Source organism: Burkholderia sp. Bp9142, assembly GCF_003853415.1.
Classification (GTDB): domain Bacteria; phylum Pseudomonadota; class Gammaproteobacteria; order Burkholderiales; family Burkholderiaceae; genus Burkholderia.
This window is the reverse complement of record NZ_QTPP01000011.1, coordinates 91,231-112,939: the sequence shown is the minus strand read 5'-3', so window position 1 is coordinate 112,939 and position 21,709 is coordinate 91,231. Positions and strand designations below refer to the sequence as shown.

Annotated in this window: 16 protein-coding genes and 2 pseudogenes; 15 read left to right on the top strand and 3 right to left on the bottom strand. The window is 64.5% G+C overall.

Translation table 11 applies throughout. The features are described from left to right. Nucleotides 1-14: 14 nt before the first annotated feature. Nucleotides 15-568: pseudogene (locus DIE22_RS14950) on the top strand (DUF4149 domain-containing protein). Here DIE22_RS14950 and DIE22_RS14945 read toward each other — a convergent pair. Continuing rightward, nucleotides 532-1,059 (bottom strand): YhbY family RNA-binding protein, encoded by a 528-nt coding sequence (locus DIE22_RS14945; RefSeq protein ID WP_124499592.1) that lies wholly within the window; start codon nucleotides 1,057-1,059, stop codon nucleotides 532-534. The pseudogene DIE22_RS14950 and the gene DIE22_RS14945 overlap by 37 nt on opposite strands. A gap of 194 nt (nucleotides 1,060-1,253) precedes the next feature. Here DIE22_RS14945 and DIE22_RS14940 point away from each other — a divergent pair, with 194 nt between their 5' ends. From DIE22_RS14940 to phoR, 11 genes are all read left to right on the top strand, one after another. Then, complete coding sequence (locus DIE22_RS14940) at nucleotides 1,254-1,916, top strand: RlmE family RNA methyltransferase (protein WP_124499593.1); 663 nt, start codon at nucleotides 1,254-1,256, stop codon at nucleotides 1,914-1,916. Between the two features lie 166 nt (nucleotides 1,917-2,082). Next, nucleotides 2,083-3,978, top strand: a complete 1,896-nt coding sequence (gene ftsH, locus DIE22_RS14935) for an ATP-dependent zinc metalloprotease FtsH (RefSeq protein ID WP_124605405.1) — start codon at nucleotides 2,083-2,085, stop codon at nucleotides 3,976-3,978. A gap of 28 nt (nucleotides 3,979-4,006) precedes the next feature. After that, nucleotides 4,007-4,948, top strand: coding sequence for a dihydropteroate synthase (folP, locus tag DIE22_RS14930; RefSeq protein ID WP_124499595.1), 942 nt, complete (start codon nucleotides 4,007-4,009; stop codon nucleotides 4,946-4,948). Between the two features lie 36 nt (nucleotides 4,949-4,984). Next, on the top strand, nucleotides 4,985-6,340 hold the full coding sequence (gene glmM, locus DIE22_RS14925; protein WP_124499596.1) for a phosphoglucosamine mutase: 1,356 nt from the start codon (nucleotides 4,985-4,987) through the stop codon (nucleotides 6,338-6,340). Nucleotides 6,341-6,794: 454 nt separating this feature from the next. Next, on the top strand, nucleotides 6,795-7,829 hold the full coding sequence (pstS, locus tag DIE22_RS14915; protein ID WP_124499597.1) for a phosphate ABC transporter substrate-binding protein PstS: 1,035 nt from the start codon (nucleotides 6,795-6,797) through the stop codon (nucleotides 7,827-7,829). Between the two features lie 94 nt (nucleotides 7,830-7,923). Continuing rightward, nucleotides 7,924-8,910 carry a phosphate ABC transporter permease PstC gene (gene pstC, locus DIE22_RS14910; protein ID WP_124499598.1) on the top strand — a complete coding sequence of 329 codons (987 nt, stop codon included), beginning with the start codon at nucleotides 7,924-7,926 and terminating at the stop codon, nucleotides 8,908-8,910. Further along, entirely contained in the window at nucleotides 8,907-9,800 is an 894-nt protein-coding gene (gene pstA / locus DIE22_RS14905; RefSeq protein WP_124499599.1) for a phosphate ABC transporter permease PstA, read from the top strand. The genes pstC and pstA overlap by 4 nt, the downstream gene beginning before the upstream one ends. Nucleotides 9,801-9,815: 15 nt before the next feature. After that, complete coding sequence (pstB, locus tag DIE22_RS14900) at nucleotides 9,816-10,664, top strand: phosphate ABC transporter ATP-binding protein PstB (RefSeq protein WP_124499600.1); 849 nt, start codon at nucleotides 9,816-9,818, stop codon at nucleotides 10,662-10,664. Between the two features lie 18 nt (nucleotides 10,665-10,682). Next, the gene (phoU, locus tag DIE22_RS14895) at nucleotides 10,683-11,387 is read left to right on the top strand and encodes a phosphate signaling complex protein PhoU (RefSeq protein ID WP_124499601.1); all 705 of its coding nucleotides are present in this window, start codon (nucleotides 10,683-10,685) and stop codon (nucleotides 11,385-11,387) included. A gap of 30 nt (nucleotides 11,388-11,417) precedes the next feature. After that, nucleotides 11,418-12,119, top strand: a complete 702-nt coding sequence (phoB, locus tag DIE22_RS14890) for a phosphate regulon transcriptional regulator PhoB (RefSeq protein ID WP_006750313.1) — start codon at nucleotides 11,418-11,420, stop codon at nucleotides 12,117-12,119. Nucleotides 12,120-12,176: 57 nt separating this feature from the next. Next, the gene (phoR, locus tag DIE22_RS14885) at nucleotides 12,177-13,496 is read left to right on the top strand and encodes a phosphate regulon sensor histidine kinase PhoR (RefSeq protein ID WP_124605404.1); all 1,320 of its coding nucleotides are present in this window, start codon (nucleotides 12,177-12,179) and stop codon (nucleotides 13,494-13,496) included. A 120-nt stretch (nucleotides 13,497-13,616) separates the two neighbouring features. On the opposite strand, the gene ppk1 is transcribed toward phoR, so the two are convergent. Continuing rightward, nucleotides 13,617-15,680, bottom strand: coding sequence for a polyphosphate kinase 1 (ppk1, locus tag DIE22_RS14880; protein ID WP_124499603.1), 2,064 nt, complete (start codon nucleotides 15,678-15,680; stop codon nucleotides 13,617-13,619). Nucleotides 15,681-15,959: 279 nt separating this feature from the next. On the opposite strand from ppk1, the gene ppx reads away from it, so the two are divergent. Further along, nucleotides 15,960-17,474, top strand: coding sequence for an exopolyphosphatase (gene ppx / locus DIE22_RS14875; RefSeq protein WP_124499604.1), 1,515 nt, complete (start codon nucleotides 15,960-15,962; stop codon nucleotides 17,472-17,474). Between the two features lie 49 nt (nucleotides 17,475-17,523). Here ppx and DIE22_RS14870 read toward each other — a convergent pair whose 3' ends face one another. Continuing rightward, a complete protein-coding gene (locus tag DIE22_RS14870) occupies nucleotides 17,524-17,964 on the bottom strand; it encodes a hypothetical protein (RefSeq protein ID WP_124499605.1) in 441 nt (146 codons plus the stop codon). A 326-nt stretch (nucleotides 17,965-18,290) separates the two neighbouring features. On the opposite strand from DIE22_RS14870, the pseudogene DIE22_RS14865 reads away from it, so the two are divergent. Then, nucleotides 18,291-18,736, top strand: a pseudogene (locus DIE22_RS14865) (phage late control D family protein); the annotation flags it as partial. A 190-nt stretch (nucleotides 18,737-18,926) separates the two neighbouring features. Continuing rightward, entirely contained in the window at nucleotides 18,927-21,701 is a 2,775-nt protein-coding gene (locus tag DIE22_RS14860) for a type VI secretion system Vgr family protein (RefSeq protein ID WP_124605403.1), read from the top strand. Nucleotides 21,702-21,709: the final 8 nt, after the last annotated feature.

The window sequence follows — 21,709 nt, the reverse complement described above, 5'->3', positions numbered from 1 at the left end:
AGCGGGGCGACGTGATGCCGCATCGCGTGTTCCGTCTGCTGTCGGCCGTGTGGGTCGGCAGCCTGCTGACGATCGGGTATGCGGTCGCGCCCGTGCTGTTCAAGACGCTGGAGCGGATGACGGCCGGCTCGGTCGCCGCCCAGCTGTTTCGCATCGAGGCGATCCTCGGTGTCGTGTGCGGCGTGCTGCTGCTCGCGCTGTCGAACCAGCAGGTGCGGCGCGGCAACGGCGATTATCGTCGCGTGCGCTGGATCGTCGCGGCGATGGTCGCGTGCGTGCTGGTCGGGTATTTTGCGCTGCAGCCGTTCATGAACGCGCTGCGGGTGGCCGCGATGGAAGCGGGCACCGATATCGCGAACTCGCCGTATGCGAGCCGCTTCGGGATGCTGCATGGCGTCTCGAGCCTGTTCTATCTCGTCGAGAGCGTGCTGGGGCTGATGCTGATCTGGCGTCTGCCGGCGCAAGACGCCTGAGCGGCTTGGGCGCCGCGCGGGCAGGGCGGCACGGGTTGCCCCGTGCCGCGCGGCAGGATTACTTGTCCTGGTGCGGCCGCTTCGTGCTGGCCTGACGCTTTTTCGCACGCTTCACGGTGCCGCCCGCCGTCACGCGCTCGTTGCCGCGCACGACGACCTTGGTCGGCTTCGGGCGACGCACGGGGCTCGCGTTCGGCGACACCTTGATGACCTTGACGGTGCGCGGCGCACGGCCTTTCTTGTCGTCGACGGCTTCAGCCGCGCTCGGCAGCGCGCCGGCACGGCGGCCGCGGGCCGGGGCCGCCACGGCTGCCTCGGGCTTCCAGATCACCAGCAGCTTGCCGATGTGCTGGATCGGCGCCGCGTTCAGGCGGTCGCAGATCTCGTCGTAAATGGCGACGCGCTCGTCGCGCTCGTCACCGAACACACGGATCTTGATCAGTTGGTGCGCGGCGAGGTGCACCTTGATTTCCTTCAGCACGGCGTCGGTGAGCCCTTCGGCGCCGATCAGCACGACGGGCTTGAGCGCATGGGCCTGGGAGCGCAGCGCGGAGCGCTCGGCGGGGGAAAGCGAAAGGGCGGGCATGGAAATGTCGAAATCTAAATAGGGGCGCGCTGCGTCAGGAGCGAATCGCGGGAAGTTACCGCATCAGCCGCGCGCCGAAACCACGTAAAATCGCGGCTTGGGCCTCAAAAGGGGCCGCAGCCGCGCGAAGAAGACGCGTATTATCCGCCAAAAGCAAGGCTTCACGAAGCAAATGGCAGCAATCTCTCTCTCGAATGGCAAAAAACCGCTTTAACCAGCACTGGCTGCACGACCACATCAACGACCCGTACGTCAAAATGGCGCAGCGGGAGGGCTATCGCGCGCGTGCCGCGTACAAGCTGAAGGAAATCGACGAGCAGGACAAGCTGATCCGTCCGGGCCAGGTGATCGTCGACCTCGGCGCGACGCCGGGCAGCTGGAGCCAGTATGCCCGCAACAAGCTCGCGCAGGGCAAGAAGCGTGACGCGGAGCGCGAAGGCGGCATCGACGGCACGATCGTTGCGCTCGACATCCTGCCGATGGAGCCGATCGCCGACGTCCACTTCCTCCAGGGCGACTTCCGCGAGGACGAGGTCCTCCACCGGCTCGAAGAATTGCTCGAAGGCCGCGCGGTGGACCTTGTTATTTCCGACATGGCCCCCAACCTCTCCGGCGTGGCCTCGGCGGACGCGGCGCGCATCGAGCATCTGTGCGATCTGGCGCTCGAATTCGCGCAGAACCATCTGAAGCCGGACGGTGCGCTGCTCGTGAAGTGTTTTCACGGCAGCGGCTACAGCCAGATCGTCGAGAAGTTCAAACAGCAGTTTAAGACCGTCGCGCCGCGCAAGCCGAAGGCGTCCCGCGACAAATCGTCCGAAACGTTCATTTTGGGTCGGCATCTGAAGCATCCGCATTGATGCGGAGCAGGGTGCCGCAAACGGGCTCCGGCCCTTGCCAGACAAGCAAAGCGCTATCGCGGCGGTTGTCAATGCTTATGGCGGGGGTGGTCGGACTGGATTAGAATGACCGAGGAGCGCTGCAAGGAAAATGTAGGCGCTCGTCTACGAGTGAAGGAGTGGTGCTTTGAACAACAATATGTTTTCGAAGGCAGCAGTGTGGCTGGTGATCGCACTGGTGCTGTTTACGGTGTTCAAGCAGTTCGACAAGCCCCGCGTCCAGGAAGGTGTGTCCTATTCGCAGTTCATGGACGACGCCAAGAACGGCAAGGTCAAGAACGTCATCGTTCAGGGGCGCAACCTCACCGTCACTCCGGCTGATGGCCAGAAATACCAGATCGTGTCGCCCGGCGACATCTGGATGGTCGGCGATCTGATGAAGTACGGCGTGCAGGTCAGCGGCAAGGCGGACGACGAGCCGAACGCGCTGATGTCCGCGCTGTACTACCTCGGGCCGACGATCCTGATCATCGTGTTCTGGTTCTACATGATGAGGCAGATGCAGGGGGGCGGCAAAGGCGGTGCATTCTCGTTCGGGAAATCGCGCGCGCGGCTGATCGACGAGAACAACAACGCGGTGAACTTCTCCGACGTCGCGGGCTGTGACGAAGCGAAGGAAGAAGTGTCCGAGCTCGTCGACTTCCTGCGCGATCCGCAGAAATTCCAGAAGCTGGGCGGTCGCATTCCGCGCGGCGTGCTGCTCGTCGGCCCGCCGGGTACCGGCAAGACGCTGCTCGCCCGCGCAATCGCCGGTGAAGCGAAGGTGCCGTTCTTCAGCATCTCGGGTTCCGACTTCGTCGAAATGTTCGTCGGTGTCGGCGCGGCCCGTGTGCGCGACATGTTCGAACAGGCGAAGAAGCACGCACCGTGCATCGTGTTCATCGACGAAATCGACGCGGTCGGCCGTCATCGCGGCGCCGGCATGGGCGGCGGCAACGACGAGCGCGAGCAGACGCTGAACCAGATGCTGGTCGAGATGGACGGCTTCGAGGCGAACTCCGGCGTGATCGTGATCGCCGCGACCAACCGTTCCGACGTGCTCGACAAGGCGCTGCTGCGTCCGGGCCGTTTCGACCGCCAGGTCTATGTCGGGCTGCCGGACATCCGCGGCCGCGAGCAGATCATGCGCGTGCACCTGCGCAAGGTGCCGATCGCGAACGACGTCGACGCAGCGGTCATCGCACGCGGCACGCCGGGCTTCTCGGGCGCCGATCTCGCGAACCTCGTGAACGAAGCGGCGCTGTTCGCCGCCCGCCGCGGCAAGCGCATCGTCGAGATGCAGGATTTCGAGGACGCGAAGGACAAGATCTTCATGGGTCCGGAGCGCAAGTCGGCGGTGATTCGCGAAGAAGCGAAGCGCGCGACGGCTTACCACGAGTCGGGCCACGCGGTGATCGCGAAGCTGCTGCCGAAGGCCGACCCGGTGCACAAGGTCACGATCATCCCGCGCGGTCGCGCGCTGGGCGTCACGTGGCAGCTGCCGGAGCATGACAACGAGACGTACTCGAAGGATTACCTGCTCGACCGCCTGGCGATCCTGTTCGGCGGCCGCGTGGCCGAGGAGCTGTTCCTGAACCTGGTCAGCACCGGTGCGTCGGACGACTTCAACAAGGCGACGCAGACGGCGCGCGCGATGGTGGCGCGTTTCGGCATGACCGATGCGCTCGGACCGATGGTCTATGTCGACGACGAGAGCGACAACGGCCCGTTCGGCCGCGGCTTCACGCGCACGATCTCGGAAGCGACGCAGCAGAAGGTCGACGGCGAAATCCGCCGCGTGCTCGACGAACAGTACGGCCTTGCGCGCCGCCTGCTCGAAGAGAACCGCGACAAGGTCGAGGCAATGACGGCCGCGCTGATGGAGTGGGAGACGATCGACGCCGATCAGATCAACGACATCATGGAAGGGCGTCCGCCGCGCTCGCCGAAGAGCTCGCCGGCTGTCGGCGGCGATTCGTCGGGCGGCGGCACCACCGCCGAAGTGAAGCCTGGCAACGCGCCGGCGCCTGCTTCGCCGGCCTGACCCCCGCTGTAGCAACGTTCACGGGCTGGTGTGGCTTCACACCGGCCCGTTTTGCATTCATCAACGCCTTCCGCCCGTGTCCGATTCCGCTGTTTCCGCGTTCATTCCCGCGCCGCTCCAGTGCGGCCGTTTCTCGCTGACGTTCGAACGCCCGCTCGTGATGGGCATCCTCAATGCGACTCCCGATTCGTTTTCCGACGGCGGCCGCTTCCTCGCGCGCGACGATGCGCTGCGCCAGGCCGAGCGGATGATCGCCGAAGGCGTCGACCTGATCGACATCGGCGGCGAGTCGACGCGCCCCGGCGCGCCGCCCGTGCCGCTCGACGAGGAGCTCGCGCGCGTGATCCCGCTCGTCGAGGCGCTGCGGCCGCTGAACGTGCCGCTGTCGGTCGACACCTACAAGCCGGCGGTGATGCGCGCGGCGCTCGCGGCCGGCGCGGACCTGATCAACGACATCTGGGGGTTCCGCCAGCCGGGTGCGATCGACGCGGTGCGCGAGGGCAGCAGCGGGCTGTGCGCGATGCACATGCTCGGCGAGCCGCAGACCATGCAGGTCGGCGAGCCCGACTACGGCGACGTCGTGACCGACGTGCGCGACTTTCTCGCCGGACGCGCGCAGGCGCTGCGCGACGCGGGCATCGCGCCGGAACGGATCTGCGTCGATCCGGGCTTCGGGTTCGGCAAGGCGGTGGTCGACGACAACTACGCGCTGCTGGCCGCCTTGCCGGACACGGCGCCCGCGCGACCCGACGGGCGCGCGTATCCGATTCTCGCGGGCATGTCGCGCAAGTCGATGCTCGGCGCGGTGATCGGCGGCAAGCCGCCGACGGAGCGCGTCGCGGCGAGCGTGGCGGCCGCGTTGTGCGCGGTCGGGCGCGGTGCCGCGATCGTGCGCGTGCACGACGTCGCGGCAACGGTCGACGCGTTGAAGGTCTGGAATGCCGTGCGCGAAGCCGCGCGGCAACGATAAGTCGAAACTGGGAAAGACGAAGGAGGAAGGTTCGCCATGGGACGTCGATATTTCGGCACGGACGGCATTCGCGGCACGGTGGGCGAGGCGCCCATCACGCCTGATTTCGTGTTGCGTCTCGGCTATGCGGCCGGCAAGGTACTGGCCGGCACGGCCGGCGTCGCGGCGGGTGCGCGTCCGACGGTGCTGATCGGCAAGGACACGCGGGTGTCGGGCTACATGCTCGAGGCGGCGCTCGAGGCCGGCTTCTCGGCGGCCGGCGTCGACGTGATGCTCGCCGGCCCGATGCCGACGCCGGGCGTCGCGTACCTGACGCGCGCGCTGCGCCTGTCGGCCGGCGTCGTGATCAGCGCATCGCACAACCCGTATCAGGACAACGGCATCAAGTTCTTCTCCGCGGACGGCAACAAGCTGCCCGACGATACCGAAGCCGCGATCGAGGCCTGGCTCGACAAGCCGCTCGAATGTGCATCGTCGGACCGGCTGGGCAAGGCGCGCCGCCTCGACGACGCGGCCGGTCGCTACATCGAGTTCTGCAAGAGCACGTTCCCGGCCGCATACGACCTGCGCGGGCTGAAGCTCGTGATCGACTGCGCGCACGGCGCCGCTTACCAGATCGCGCCGCACGTGTTCCACGAGCTCGGCGCGGACGTGATCCCGATCGGCGTCGCGCCGAACGGCTTCAACATCAACGACGGTGTCGGCGCGACGGCGCCCGATGCACTGGTGCGCGCGGTGCGCGCGAACCATGCGGATCTCGGCATCGCGCTCGACGGCGATGCGGACCGCCTGCAGGTCGTCGATTCGACGGGCCGGCTGTACAACGGCGACGAGCTGCTCTACGTGCTCGTGAAGGACCGGATCGCAACCGCCGGCAAGGTCGACGGCGCGGTCGGCACGCTGATGACGAACCTCGCGGTCGAGGTCGCGTTGCAGCGCGAGGGCGTGCAGTTCGTGCGCGCGGCGGTTGGCGACCGCTACGTGCTCGAACAGTTGCGCGAGCGCGGCTGGCAGCTCGGCGCGGAAGGCTCCGGCCACATCCTGTCGCTCGACCGCCATTCGACCGGCGACGGCATCGTGTCGGCGCTGCTCGTGCTCGCCGCGCTCAAGCGCAGCGGCCGCACGCTCGCGCAGATGCTCGACGGCGTCACGCTGTTCCCGCAGAAGCTGATCAATGTGCGGATGAAGCCGGGCGCGGACTGGAAGGGCAGCGCATCGATTCGCGCGGCGATCGACGCGGCTGAAAGCGCGCTCGCCGGCCGCGGCCGCGTGCTGATCCGCGCGTCGGGCACCGAGCCCGTGCTGCGCGTGATGGTCGAGGCGCAGCATGCGGCCGACGCGACCCGTCACGCGGAAGCGATCGCCGACGCGGTGCGCGTGGCGACGAGCTGATCCGAATCGGTAACGGCGCGCGACGGTCCGGCCGTGTGCGCGTCGTCCCGGCGGTGATTCGAATTGCGGCGCCTTCGGGCGCCGCAATTCGTCAGACGCAAAGGTTTGCGCTATTAGATAGAGGGAGCTTCGGCACGGATTTCGTCTGACGGAAGAAGTCATCCGACCCTGAGTTGCGGCGGCGTGCAGGGGAGCGCATTACCGCCTCTGCACGCCGCGAAATGATCGCCCGCACCCCCGCTCGGAGGGTGCGCATGCCGTCCCTTCCCGACCGGCAATTCTTGCCGCCGTTCCCGTCGCGCCGCGCCTGCGCGGCCGCCCGCACCGGGCCCGATATACCCTTTCAACCAGTCATGTTACTGTCACGCCAGTTTCATCGATTGTCACATTACCGTCATGAGGAGCCCCTAACCTTCGCGGTGCCGTAGTCATCCGCTCACACACTGGAGGTCTCATGAAATTGATGCAAACCGCGATTGCCGGCCTGGCTGGCGCGCTTTTCGCAGTCGCCGCGCAAGCCGCCGACATCACGGGCGCAGGCAGCACGTTCGCGATGCCGATCTATACGAAATGGGCTGCTGACTACCAGCAGTCCGGCGGCGCGAAGGTGAACTACCAAGGTATCGGTTCGTCGGGCGGCCTGAAGCAGATCAATGCGAAGACGGTCGATTTTGCCGGTTCGGACGCTCCGCTGAAGGATGAGGACCTCGCGAAGGAAGGCCTGTTCCAGTTCCCGACGGTGGTCGGCGGCGTGGTGCCGGTCATCAACGTGCCGGGCGTGAAGGCCGGTGAACTGACGCTGTCGGGCCCGGTGCTCGGCGACATCTACCTCGGCAAGATCAAGAAGTGGAACGACCCGGCGATCGCCGCGCTGAACCCGAAGGTCAAGCTGCCGGATACGGACATCGCGGTCGTTCGCCGCGCTGACGGCTCGGGCACGAGCTTCATCTGGACGAACTACCTGTCGAAGGTCAACGACGAGTGGAAGTCGAAGATCGGCGAAGGCACGACGGTCAACTGGCCGACGGGCACGGGCGGCAAGGGCAACGACGGCGTCGCGGCCTTCGTGCAGCGCCTGCCGGGCGCGATCGGCTACGTCGAATGGGCGTATGCGAAGAAGAACAACATGATCTACACGGCCCTGAAGAACTCGACGGGCACCGTGGTCGAGCCGAAGACCGAAACGTTCAAGGCCGCTGCTGCCGGCGCGAACTGGTCGAAGTCGTTCTACCAGATCCTGACGAACCAGCCGGGCAAGGAAGCATGGCCGGTTGTCGGCGCGACGTTCGTGCTGCTGCACGCGAAGCAGGACAAGCCGGAGCAGGGCGCCGAAACGCTGAAGTTCTTCAGCTGGGCGTTCAAGAACGGCGAGAAGGCAGCCGACAGCCTCGACTACATCTCGCTGCCGGCGGCAGTCGAAGCGGAAATCCGCAAGCAATGGAAGACGAAGGTGACGGACGCATCGGGCAAACCGGTCGCCGCCGAGTAAGCCAAGCAGCGGTTCACTGCCCGGCCGTGCCGGCCGGGCAGTGTGTGCGGTAAGGCCGGGCGTCACGGCGCCCGGCGATTCAGAACAGGCGCCCATGTCTGATATTTCCTATACGTCCTCCCGGTCCGCCGACGTCGCGCAGCAGCGCGCGCCGAGCCGTCTCGGCGACGTTGTGTTCGGCGGCCTCGCACGGCTTGCCGCGATCGTGACCCTGCTGCTGCTGGGCGGGATCATCGTTTCCCTGATCTTTGCGTCGATGCCGACCATCCTGAAGTTCGGCGCCGGCTTCCTGTGGCAATCCGAGTGGGATCCGAACTCGGATGTCTACGGTGCGCTCGTGCCGATCTACGGCACGATCGTCACGTCGATCATCGCCCTCGTCATCGCGGTGCCGGTCAGCTTCGGCATCGCGCTGTTCCTCACCGAGCTGTCGCCCGTGTGGCTGCGTCGTCCGCTCGGCATCGCGATCGAGCTGCTCGCCGCGATTCCGTCGATCGTGTACGGCATGTGGGGCTTGCTCGTGTTCGCGCCGATCTTCGCCGAATACTTCCAGAAGCCGATCGGCCGAATCTTCAAGGACGTGTGGGTCCTCGGTCCGCTGACGTCCGGCGCGCCGATCGGTATCGGCATTCTCGCGGCAGGCGTGATCCTCGCGATCATGATCATCCCGTACATCGCGTCGGTGATGCGCGACGTGTTCGAAGTCACGCCCGTGCTGCTGAAGGAGTCGGCGTACGGGATCGGCTGCACGACGTGGGAAGTGATGTGGAAGGTCGTGCTGCCCTATACGAAGACCGGCGTGATCGGCGGCGTGATGCTCGGCCTCGGCCGCGCGCTCGGCGAAACGATGGCCGTGACCTTCGTGATCGGCAACACGAACCTGCTCGACAGCGTGTCGCTGTTCGCGCCGGGCAACAGCATCACGTCCGCGCTCGCGAACGAATTCGCGGAAGCGCAACCCGGCCTGCATACGTCCGCGCTGATGGAACTGGGCCTGATCCTGTTCGTGATCACGTTCATCGTGCTGGCCATCTCCAAACTGCTGCTGTTGCGTCTCGAGAAGGGAGAGGGCAAGAAATGAGCGAGCCCATCATGAATTTCCCGGGGCCGGACGGCGCCGTCCTCGACGCGATGCGCAACAGCCTGCAGCGCAAGCGCAAGATCACCAATGCGATCGCGCTCACCGCGTCGCTCGGCGCGATGGCATTCGGGCTGCTCTGGCTCGTGTGGATTCTCTACACGACGGTGCATCTCGGCGTCGGCGGCCTGTCGCTGCAGTTGTTCACCGAATCGACGCCGGCGCCGAACACCGCGGGCGGTGGCCTGGCGAACGCGATCGTCGGCAGCCTGCTGCTGTGCGGTTTCGGCACGCTGGTCGGCACGCCGATCGGCATTCTCGCGGGCGTCTATCTCGCCGAATACGGCCAGAAGAACCTGCTGGCGAGCACGATCCGCTTCATCAACGACATCCTGCTGTCGGCGCCGTCGATCGTCATCGGCCTGTTCGTGTACGCGATCGTCGTCGCGAAGTCGGGGCGCTTCTCGGGCTGGGCCGGCGTGATCGCGCTCGCGCTGCTGCAGATCCCGATCGTGATCCGCACGACCGAGAACATGCTGAAGCTCGTGCCGAACGCGCTGCGCGAAGCGGCCGTCGCGCTCGGTACGCCGAAGTGGCGGATGGTGCTGAAGATCACGCTGCGCGCATCGGTCGGCGGGATCGTGACGGGCGTGCTGCTCGCGATCGCGCGGATCGCCGGCGAAACGGCGCCGCTGCTGTTCACCGCGCTGTCGAACCAGTTCTTCTCGTGGGACATGAGCCAGCCGATGGCGAACTTGCCCGTCACGATCTACAAGTTCGCGATGAGCCCGTTCGCGGAATGGCAGTCGCTCGCATGGGCGGGCGTGTTCCTGATTACGCTCGGGGTGCTCGGACTCAACGTCCTGGCGCGCTCGGTCTTCTCGAAAAAGTAACGGCGGAGCAATCCGATGAATATGGCAGAAAGCCACCTGAATCCCGTCGAGCGCACCGCTGCGCCCGCCGGCACGCACGATGCGGCGCACGGCCGTCCGCTGGCGCCGCTGAACGCGAAGATCGAGGTCAACAACCTCAACTTCTTCTATAACAAGTTCCACGCGCTGAAGAACATCAACCTGCGCATTCCCGAAGGGAAGGTGACGGCGTTCATCGGCCCGTCGGGCTGCGGCAAGTCGACGCTCCTGCGCACGTTCAACAAGATGTACGCGCTCTATCCGGAGCAGCGCGCCGAAGGCGAAATCATGATGGACGGCGAGAACCTGCTGACGAGCAAGCGCGACATCTCGCTGCTGCGCGCGCGGATCGGCATGGTGTTCCAGAAGCCGACCCCGTTCCCGATGTCGATCTACGACAACATCGCGTTCGGCGTGAAGATGTTCGAAAAGCTCACGCGCTCGGAGATGGACGACCGCGTCGAGTGGGCGCTGACCAAGGCCGCGCTGTGGAACGAGGTGAAGGACAAGCTGAACCAGAGCGGCTACGGGCTGTCCGGCGGCCAGCAGCAGCGTCTGTGCATCGCGCGCGGCATTGCGATCCGTCCGGAAGTGCTGCTGCTCGACGAGCCGTGCTCGGCGCTCGACCCGATCTCGACCGGGCGCATCGAAGAGCTGATCGCGGAGCTGAAGAGCGACTATACGGTCGTGATCGTCACGCACAACATGCAGCAGGCCGCGCGCTGCTCGGACTTCACGGCCTACATGTACCTGGGCGAGCTGATCGAATTCGGCGAAACCGAAAAGATCTTCATCAAGCCGGTGCGCAAGGAAACGGAAGACTACATCACCGGCCGTTTCGGCTGATGACGGAGAACAACAACCATGTCGGATAAACATCTGTCGAGCCAGTTCGACGCGGACCTGAATGCCGTGTCGTCGAAGGTGCTGGAAATGGGCGGCCTCGTCGAGTCGCAGATCGTCGGCGCGATGCGCGCGCTCAACGAATTCGACCGCGAGATGGCCGAGAAGGTGATCACGGCCGAGGAAACGCTGAACGCGATGGAGGTCGACATCGACCAGGAGTGCGGCAACATCATCGCGCGGAGGCAGCCTGCCGCGCGCGACCTGCGCCTTCTGATGTCGATTTCGAAAACGATTACGAACCTCGAGCGTGCCGGCGACGAGGCCGAGAAGATCGCGAAGCGCGTGCGCCGCCTGATCGACGAGCCGGCCGCGCGCACGGTGAACATCGCCGAGATCAAGGTGTCGGGCGAGATGGCCGTGACGATCCTGCGCCGCGCGCTCGACGCATTCGCGCGCCTGGATACGGTGGCGGCCGCGCAGATCGTCAAGGACGACAAGGAAATCGACCTGGAATTCCGTGCGTTCGTGCGCAAGCTCGTGTCGTACATGCAGGAAGATCCGCGCACGATCTCGGTCGGCCTCGAGTACCTGTTCATCGCGAAGGCGATCGAGCGGATCGGCGACCACGCGAAGAACATCGCCGAATTCATCATCTACATCGTGAAGGGCACCGACGTGCGGCACCAGCCGCGCGACACGCTCGATCGCGAAGCCAACAGTTAATCGACTCCGTAAGGAAGAACAGAGGTGCCGATGCCCAGCAACATTCTCGTCGTTGAAGATGAGCCCGCGATTTCCGAACTGATCTCGGTGAATCTCCAGCATGCCGGTCACTGCCCGATCCGCGCGTACAACGCGGAGCAGGCGCAGAACCTGATCAGCGATGTGCTGCCCGATCTCGTGCTGCTCGACTGGATGCTGCCGGGCAAGTCCGGTATCGCGTTCGCGCGCGACCTGCGCAACAACGAACGGACCAAGCACATCCCGATCATCATGTTGACCGCGCGCGGCGACGAGCAGGACAAGGTGCTCGGCCTCGAGATCGGCGCGGACGACTACGTGACGAAGCCGTTCTCGCCGAAGGAGCTGATGGCGCGCATCAAGGCCGTGCTGCGCCGCCGCGCGCCGCAGCTGACCGAGGATGTCGTGTCGATCAACGGGCTGCGCCTCGACCCGGCCACGCATCGCGTCGCCGCGCACGGCGACGGCAGCGAGATCAAGCTCGATCTCGGCCCGACCGAATTCCGCCTGCTGCATTTCTTCATGACGCATCCGGAGCGCGTGCACAGCCGCACGCAACTGCTCGACCAGGTCTGGGGCGATCACGTGTTCGTCGAAGAGCGCACCGTCGACGTCCACATCAAACGATTGCGCGCGGCCTTGAAACCGGCCGGCTGCGATGCGATGATCGAGACCGTGCGCGGCAGCGGCTACCGGCTCGCCAAGCACGCGTAACGTATCCGGACATGCCGTGTGCCGCGGCATGCCGTTCATTCTTTCGGGCGCTGAATCATGAACATCATCTGGGCGCGCTTTCTCGTGTCGCTCGTGCTGCTCGTGCTGATCAGCGTATTGGTCGGCGTGTTCGCCGGCCCGATCGCGGCCCTCGGGTTCGCGGTCGTGATGCTGGTCGCGCAGGGCTTCTTCAGCACCTTCCATACGCAACGCCTGTGGCGTCTGCTCGATGCACCCGTGTACGGCGAGGTGCCGAGCGCACCCGGCATCTGGGGCGAAATCTACTACCGGCTGCACAAGCTCGCGAAGCAGTGGCACGCGCAGGTGCGGCAGGTCGAGCAGCAGCATTCGCGCTTCATCCAGGCGATCCAGGCGTCGCCGAACGGCGTTGCGATGCTCGACGACCATGATCAGATCGAGTGGTGCAACGCGATCGCCGAGGTGCATTTCGGCCTCGATGCGAAACGCGACCTGCGCCAGCACATCACGAACCTGGTGCGTCATCCGGATTTCGTCCGCTACCTGAACGCACAGCATTATGACGAGACGCTCGTGATGCGCGGGATGGGCGACTCGCGGCAGAACGTGCTGGAAGTGCAGGTGTTTCCGTATGGCGAGAACCGCAAGCTGCTGCTCACGCAGGACATCACGGAGCTCGAGCGGACCGACGCGATGCGGCGCGACTTCGTCGCCAACGTGTCGCACGAGCTGAAGACGCCGCTCACCGTGCTGTCGGGCTTCCTCGAGACGATGCGCGAACTGCCGCTGAACGAGGAGGATCGCGCGCGCTATCTCGAGATGATGGAGCAGCAGGCGTCGCGCATGCGCCACATCGTCACCGACCTGCTGGTGCTCGCGAAGCTCGAAGGAGAGAGCAAGCCGCCGATGGATCACGCGATCGACATGCGTGCCGTGTTCGACCATCTGAAGGAAGATGCGCAGACGCTGTCGAACGGGCATCACGAGATCGCGTTCTCGATCGACGAGACGCTCGGCGTCACCGGCGCGCAGACCGAAGTATTCAGTGCGTTCGCGAATCTCGTCACCAACGCGATCCGCTATACGCCGGACGGCGGCAAGATCGTCGTGTCGTGGCGGCGCGAGGGCGCGCAGGGCGTGTTTTCCGTCACCGACAGCGGCTTCGGCATTCCGGCCGCCGACCTGCCGCGGCTGACCGAGCGCTTCTACCGTGTCGACCGCAGCCGTTCGCGCGATACGGGCGGCACGGGGCTCGGCCTCGCGATCGTCAAGCACGTGCTGCAGCGGCACGATTCGCACCTGTACGTGCAGAGCGAGGAAGGGCGCGGCAGCACGTTCACCGCGCGCTTCCCGGGCTCGCGGATCATCGCGATCCGGCCGGCCGCGTTCGAAGCGTGAGCGTGTGACGCCGGCCGGGGCGTTGCCTCGATGCTCCGTTCGAAGCAAAAAAGCACAGCCCGCGGGCTGTGCTTTTTTGCTTGTTGCGCGGCGCGCGAGCCGTGCGTACCGCGTGCGTGCCTACGAACAGAACTTCGCAAGCAGCCCGAGTTGCGCGTTGCGGATCGTCTTGCCCGCGCGACGCCGGCGGTAGTGCCCGTCGCTGTGCATCAGCCACGCCGACTGGTTGTCGCCGAGGCAGACCGACAGCCCTTCGGCGATCACGCGGCGTTTCAGCTTGCGCTCGCGGACCGGGAACGCGACTTCGACGCGGCGGAACAGGTTGCGGTCCATCCAGTCGGCGCTCGACAGATAGACGTCCTCGGCACCGCCCGCGTGGAAATAGTAGATGCGGTGGTGTTCGAGGAAGCGGCCGACGATCGAGCGCACCGTGATGTTTTCCGACAGCCCCGGCACGCCCGGCTTCAGCGCGCACACGCCGCGCACGATCAGGTCGACCTTGACGCCGGCCTGCGACGCTTCGTACAGCGCGGCGATCACCGACGGCTCCAGCAGCGCGTTCATCTTCGCGACCACGCGCGCGCGCTTGCCGGCGCGCGCATTGTCGATCTCCGCGCGGATGGATTCGATGATGCGCGGATGCAGCGTGAACGGCGACTGCCACAGCTCGTGCAGCGTCAGCTCGCCGCCGATCCCGGTGAGTTGCTGGAACACGTGGTGGACGTCCTCGCAGATCTTCTGGTCGGCCGTCATCAGCCCGAAGTCGGTATAGAGGCGGGCGGTGCGCGGGTGATAGTTGCCGGTGCCGAGGTGCACGTAGCGACGCAGCGATGCGTTGCCGTCCTTCACGACGCGCCGCACGATCAGCATCATCTTCGCGTGGCACTTGTGGCCGACCACGCCATACACGACATGCGCGCCAACGGCTTCGAGCTGCGACGCCCAGTTGATGTTGGTTTCCTCGTCGAAGCGCGCGAGCAGTTCGACGACGACGGTCACTTCCTTGCCGTTGCGCGCGGCTTCCATCAGCGCGTCCATCAGCGGCGAATCGGTGCCGGTGCGGTAGATCGTCTGCTTGATCGCGACGACGCTCGGGTCCTTCGCGGCCTGCTGCAGCAGTTCGAGCACCGGCTGGAAGCTTTCGTACGGATGGTGCAGCAGGATGTCGCCGTCGTCGATCGCGTCGAACATCGTCGGCGTGTTGACGATCGCGGGCGGGATCGATGCGGCGAACGGCGCGAACTTCAGGTCGGGGCGATCGACGAGATCGGGGATCTGCATCAGCCGCACGAGGTTCACGGAGCCGGCCACCCGATAGCAGTCCTTCTCGCCGAGCAGGCCTTCCTCGAGCAGGCGGCGCACGATATGCGCCGGCGTGTCCGCCGACACTTCGAGCCGCACCGCGTTGCCGAGGTGGCGCGCGGGCAGTTCGCCCTGCAGCGCGACGCGCAGGTTGGTGATTTCGTCTTCGTCGACGAACAGCTCGCTGTTGCGCGTGATGCGGAACTGGTTGCAGCTCTTCACGACGAGCTGCGGGAACAGTTCGCCGACGAAGCGCTGCATGAACGAGCTGAGCAGCACGAAGCCGTGCTCGAAGCCCGACAGCGCCTGCGGCATGCGCACCACGCGCGGCAGCGCGCGCGGCGCCTGCACGATGCCCATCACCGCCTGGCGGCCGAACGCGTCGCGGCCTTCGAGCTCGACGACGAAGTTCAGGCTCTTGTTCAGCACGCGCGGGAACGGGTGCGCGGGATCGAGGCCGATCGGCGTCAGCACCGGCAGCAGTTCATCGAGGAAGTAGCGGCGCGCCCATTCGAGCTGCTCGTCGTTCCACGTGTCGCTCGCATGGAAGTAGATGCCCTCCTGTTCGAGCGCGGGGAGCACGGTTTCGTGCAGCATCGTGTATTGGCGGTGCACGAGCCGTTGCGCACGCTCGACGACGAGATCGTAGGCGTGCTGCAGCGACATGCCGTCGGGCGTCAGTGCACCGGGGTTGTCGCGGATCTGTTCCTGGAGGCCGGCCATCCGGACTTCGAAGAACTCGTCGAGGTTGCTGCTCGTAATGCAGATGAAGCGCAGTCGCTCGAGCAACGGAATGTGCGGGTCAGCTGCCTGGGCCAGCACGCGCTCGTTGAAACCGAGGATGCCGAGTTCACGATTGAGAAGCGGATAACGGACGGACATCGGCAGAGTAGGGGGTGATTCGGGCGATGATTCGAAAGGACGCTCGGAAACTCTCACGGTACGATGACGTGTTGATGACGGTGGTGTATTTATATCGGGAAATTCTACGCCGGAACCGTTTCGTCTCATAAATGTTTCGGCCATATACAATCTACCCGTGTACATGCCCGTGAAGCGTGGCAACGGCAAGCGTTCCACGCTTAAAATGTCGCCTTTGATTGATCGTCCAGCGTGGCCGGAACGGCTGCCGCGGGCGAACGCGCACGGAGCTCCTTTGTGATGGTTACATCCCCCCACTTGCTGGCAGCCGTCGATCTCGGCTCGAACAGCTTCCGGCTGATCGTCGGGCGCGTCGAGGAAACGCCGGCGGGCAGCCAGATCTATCCCGTCGATGCGCTGCGCGAGCCCGTTCGGCTGGCCGCGGGCCTGTCGAGCGACAAGATGCTCGATCGCGCGTCGCAGGAGCGTGGCTGGGAGGCGCTCAAGCGGTTCGGCGAGCGCCTGCGCGATTTCCATCCCGATCATGTGCGCGCGGTGGCGACCAACACGCTGCGTGTCGCGAAGAACGCGGGCGAATTTCTCGGCGAGGCCGAAGCGGCGCTTGGTTTTCCGATCGAAGTGATCGCGGGCCGCGAAGAGGCGCGCCTGATCTATGCGGGCGCCGCGCATTCGGTGCCGGCGAGCGCCGGCAAGCGGCTCGTCGTCGACATCGGTGGCGGCTCGACTGAATTCATCATCGGCTCGCACTACACGCCGATCGTGATGGAGAGTCTCTATATCGGCTGCGTGAGCCATAGCCGCGCGTTCTTCCCGGCCGGCAACGTCGACGAATACACGATGCGGCAGGCCGAACTTGCGGCCAAGCGCGAGATCCAGATCATTTCCAGCGAGTACAAGAAGGCCGGATGGGACCAGGCGATCGGTTCGTCCGGCACCGCGCGTGCGCTCGCGGAACTCGTCGAGGCGAACGGCTTCAACGACGCGGGCGTCACGCACGGCATTTCGCGCGGCGGGCTCGAACGCCTGAAGCGCGCGTTGATCAAGTCCGAGAACGTGAACCGGCTGAAGCTGATCGCGCTGAAGCCCGATCGCGTGCCGGTGCTCGCCGGCGGGCTTGCGATCATGCTCGCCGTGTTCGAGGAACTCGGTGTCGACTATGTCGACACCACCGATGGCGCGCTGCGTCTCGGCGTGCTGTACGACCTGCTCGGCCGGACCCAGCACGAGGACATGCGCGCGGTGACCGTCGAGGGCTTCACGCGCCGCTACGGCGTCGATCGCGCGCAGGCCGAGCGCATCGGCGCACTGGCCGTGCGGTTCTACGACGAGCTCGATGAATCCGATGAAGAAGCACGCGAGGAAGGCCGGATGTTCCTCGGCTGGGCCGCCGCGCTGCACGAGATCGGCCTGTCGATCTCGCACAGCTCGTATCACAAGCATTCGGCGTATATCGCGAGCAATGCCGACATGCCCGGTTTCTCGCGCACCGACCAGGCGCGCCTTGCCGCGCTCGTGCTCGGGCATGCGGGCAAGCTCGGCAAGTTGTCGCAGGCGCGCGAGGTCGAATGGCCGCTGCTGTTCTGCCTGCGGCTGGCCGCGCTGCTGTGCCGGCGTCGGACCGATGCGGGGCTGCCGGACATTTCCGTGTCGCAGATGAAGAAGGGCGGGTATGAAGTGCGCCTGCCGAGCGCATGGGTCGAGCAGAACCCGCTGACCGACTACAGCCTCAGCCAGGAAGCGGCCGAGTGGGAGAAGGTCGGCATTCCGTATCGCGTGGTTTATACGGGCGCTTGACCGCCCTGAGCCGACGCGGCGCGCTCGCGCCGCTTTCTTGACGACGTGCTCAGTCCGAGCACACGATCGCGGTCAGGAACGGGAACGCCTGCTTGACGGTCGCGTCGCTGCCGGCCTTGCGCACGGCCTGCTCGACCGCGCCCTTCGTGCCGCGTACCACGACGCCGTACGCCCAGTTACCGATCGGCGTGCCGTCGCCCGGCTGGAAGATCGGGTCGTTCGCCTGGTAGCCCAGCACGACGTATACGCCGAAGCCGTAGGCGGTCAGCGGATGGTTCGTACGGAACGCGTTCACTGAATTCGCTTCGACGTGCATCGGCTCCGACTGAATGTCGCCGGCCGCGAGCAGCGGCGCGACGAATTTATGGCCGTTCGAATGGCAGTCCAGTGAGTCGTCGAGCGACTTGGCGGACGCGGCGCCGGACGCGCCGAATGCGCCGAATGCGAGCAGCGCGACGAGCAGGGCGGTCTTGAAAACGTGGTTTTTCATGCGCGGTTGCGGGTTGGTCGCGGACATTATCGCGTGTTCCAGCAAGTTTCGTGCGCGGGGGGGGGGCGGCGGACGGAACGGTAGCCGACGGTCCGGGCGCGGGGCGAATAAAGTGAAAGGGGGCAAGCGTGGAGGCTGGGAGCACTGATCCATCGCGCCGGCGCCCACGCGGGCAAACCGTCGCCCCGTGTCCGCGTCGAGGGGCAGGATGGCTTCGGACGACTATACGGAGTCGGTTGCGATTGATGTTATTGGGGCAGTGCGGCCATTCGATAGCGCGGCAAGCATGATCCACACCCTTTAGTATCGATGGGACCGAGCTGTCCCAGCGCGCAGTGGGGTGCACCCGGCTCGGTCGACATTTCGATTTCGTGCTCGACGTCCTGTCGACGCGCAGCGATCTCGAACTGAAAAAACTGATCGGTCAGCCTGTCACCCTCTGGATTCAGCAGGCAGATCGCTCGTATCTTTCCCGCAACGGGTATGTCTATGCAGTGCGAAAGCTGGGATCGGAAGGTGGACTGACCAGATCAGCTTCGCATCATGGATGCATTTTCTGAAATTTCCCCGCGATCAGCGCATCTGGCAGGACAAGCCAATCGACGAGATTCTCCGCGATGTATTCAACGTGCATCCGCAGGCGAAGGGTCGATTTGACTTCGCGCTGTCCAAGCAGCTTCCGTCGAGATCGTACTGTACACAGTGTGAAGATGACTGGAATTTCGTCCATCGGTTGATGGAAGAGGAGGGGCTGTTCGGCATCTGGAAGCAAACGACTCGCTGTCGCAGATCGTGTCTGAACGCGAGCCTCCGCTTCGCTGGGCAACCGGGCATCAAATTCTGTCAGGCCGAATCATATTTCTCAGACTTTAGAATAAAATCGCGCGAGCGACTTGCTGTCGCGATGGCTGACCGTCTTTGCGTCACTGTTTTGACGGTCGAACCTGAGAGAGATAACGAAAATGGATATCAGACCGTCCGCACTCGGGGACCTGAAGTTTCGCGACCTCTACGAGGCGATCAGTAAGGGCGTTTTGCAGCAGGGGCGACTGTTAATGCTGAATACGCCGCTCGGCGAGAATGCGCTGGTGCCGTTACGTGCGCGCGGATCGGCCAGAATCGGGCGTGACTATTCATACACTATCGACGTTGCGTCGACGCGCGACGACACCGCGCTGCTGTCGCTGATGCACCAGCCTGTCACTCTACAGATTCAGCAAGTCACGGCCCTGTTTGCTGTCCCTGTCTATCGTCCGGTCCATGGTTTCGTGCATCGGGTCGCCTATTTGGGCGGAAACGGTGGTCTTTCCACGTACCAGATCGAGTTTTCGTCGGCGCTGGCCTTCCTTGAGAAAACCCACAACGAAGAAGGCTGGCTTGAGAAAGATGCTCGCGAAATCGTTTCTGACGTGTTTGATCGGTATCCGCAGCTACGCGGACAGTACCGTTTCTCGCTGTCGTCCGATCCTGCCAAGCGTTCGTGGTGCAGGCAAAGCGAATCCGATCTTCACTTCGTGAACCGCCTGGCCGAAGCCGAGGGTTGGTATTTCTACTGGGTCCACGAAAACGTTAGCGAAGGTGACGCCCCCAAGACGACGCTCGTCATCGTTGACCGCGTCTCGACACTTCCCGACGCAAAGTCAGTTGAATTCATTCGGGCGAACGAGAGCAACGAATCTGACGGTTTCGCCCATTGGGCTGCGGTGCAGACGATGCAGAGCACGCGTTATATGTCGCGTGCTTTTGATTACAAGCGACCCGCGTCCAATTTTCAGGTTGAGAGTGGACTTGCCGCGACAAGCTATGTCGCAGAGGAGCGCCGCCAGAAAGTTGAGCATAGCGTTCCTGATGCGCCGATGACGGTCTATGAATCGACGGCTTACGGCTATTCCAGTTCGGACAATGGCGAGGCGCGAGCGCAACGGCGAGTGCAGGTGTGGGATGCGCGCGCAAGCCGGTATTTCGGCGTAGGCGGCGTGCGGTGGCTCGATGCTGGTTTGCGGTTCGTGTTGAACAGTCATCCTCGCCACGAGGATGGCGACTCGAAGAAGCGAGAGTTTCTGGTGGTCGAGGCGCGATGGTTCATCGAGAACAACGTTCCGATCGGCCAGCAGACGGCCGAGTTTCCGCAAAGTCTTCGCGCAACGCTGGCCGAGCAGCAGGCGATTCACCGTGAGCGATTCAAGACGCTGGGGCATGAGGCGGATGGTTCGGCAGGATTTTTCGTGCTCGAAGTCGAGGCGCAACCCACGGCTGTCGAATACCGGAGTCCGCTGGATCATCCGAAGCCGGTCATGTCGATCGAACACGCGCTTGTCGCGACCCCGGATGGCGCGGAAGCGTGGACGAACGATCGGAACCAGATCAGGGTGCATTTCGCATGGGATCGCAAGAATCCACAGGACGCCTTCAACTCCTCACCGCTGCTGTCGTCGCTTCAATCCGATACCGGTAACGGTTATGGAGCGGTTCACGTGCCGAGGGCGCGGGAATGGGTCATCGTCGGTTACTGGAACGGGGATTGTGACAAGCCGTTTGTGTTGGGTCGGATCAATGGTGGGACGACTCCGTCCCAATGGCATTCGAACGCGTTGCTGTCCGGGTTCAAGTCGGAGGGGTTCGGCAAGACGGGCGCCTACAACTCGTTCGTCCATGACGATTCCACGAATCAAAGCGGGACGCGGCTGGTCAGCTATACCGGCAAGAGTTATGCGGCGCTGACGCAGGGCTACCTGATCAAGCATGACGGCAATACGCGGGGGCAGTACTTGGGTGCGGGTTTCATCTTGCACGCCGACGAGTTCGGTGCGGTTCGTGCTAGCAAGGGACTGTCCATCAGTGCGCACTCGAAATCCTACGACGATGAGCAGATGGGCGTGGACGAGGCGCGATCGCAGTTGCAGCAGGCAGGAATGCTGGTCGAGTCGCTGTCCAGCGCAAGCACGACTGCTCAGGCGGAATCGCTGCAAATCGGACAGGATGCGCTCAAGGCGCTGTCGAAGGATATCCAGCACCCGGTATCGGGCGATACGTCGGGCGGCGTGACGGCAGGCGGTGGTACGGGCAGCGCCAACGGATTTGCGCAGCCGAACATCTTGGTATCGACGCCGAAAGACATTGCACTGATCGCGGACAGCTCGACGCATATCGTCGCCGAGAAAGAGGTCAACGTCGTCAGTAACGAGAACACGTACGTTGCGACCGGCAAGTCGTTCGTCGTGGCGGCTGCGGAAAAGGTGAGCTTCTTCGCGCAGAAACTCGGTGCGTACTTCGTGACCGCGAAAGGTCCGATCAAGCTGTCGGCCAACACGGATGACGTGAACGTCAATGCCGGCAAAGACGTGACCGTGAAGGCCAAGCGCATTGTGCTCGATGCCGATGAAATCATCATCAAGGCGGGCGGCTCGTACACCCGGTGGGTGGCCGCTGGCATTGAAGACGGCACGCAAGGCCCGCGCACGATCAAATCGGCGTCGCTCAGCCGTCAGGGGCCGAGTTCGATTGCGCAGCATATGAACAGCCTGCCGCAGGCCAAGTTTAACGATCCGTATGTGCTGCGCGATCGCATCACGGGAGAGGTGATGAAAAACCACCCGTACGAACTGATCCGCGGTGACGGCACACGCCTCAGTGGGATGACGAACGAGCTGGGGCACGTGGCCGAGCAGAAGAGCGAGGATATCGAGAAGCTGGCGGTGCGCGCATTGCGGCCGAAGCCGAACGGTCCTGCAGCATGAATCCGATA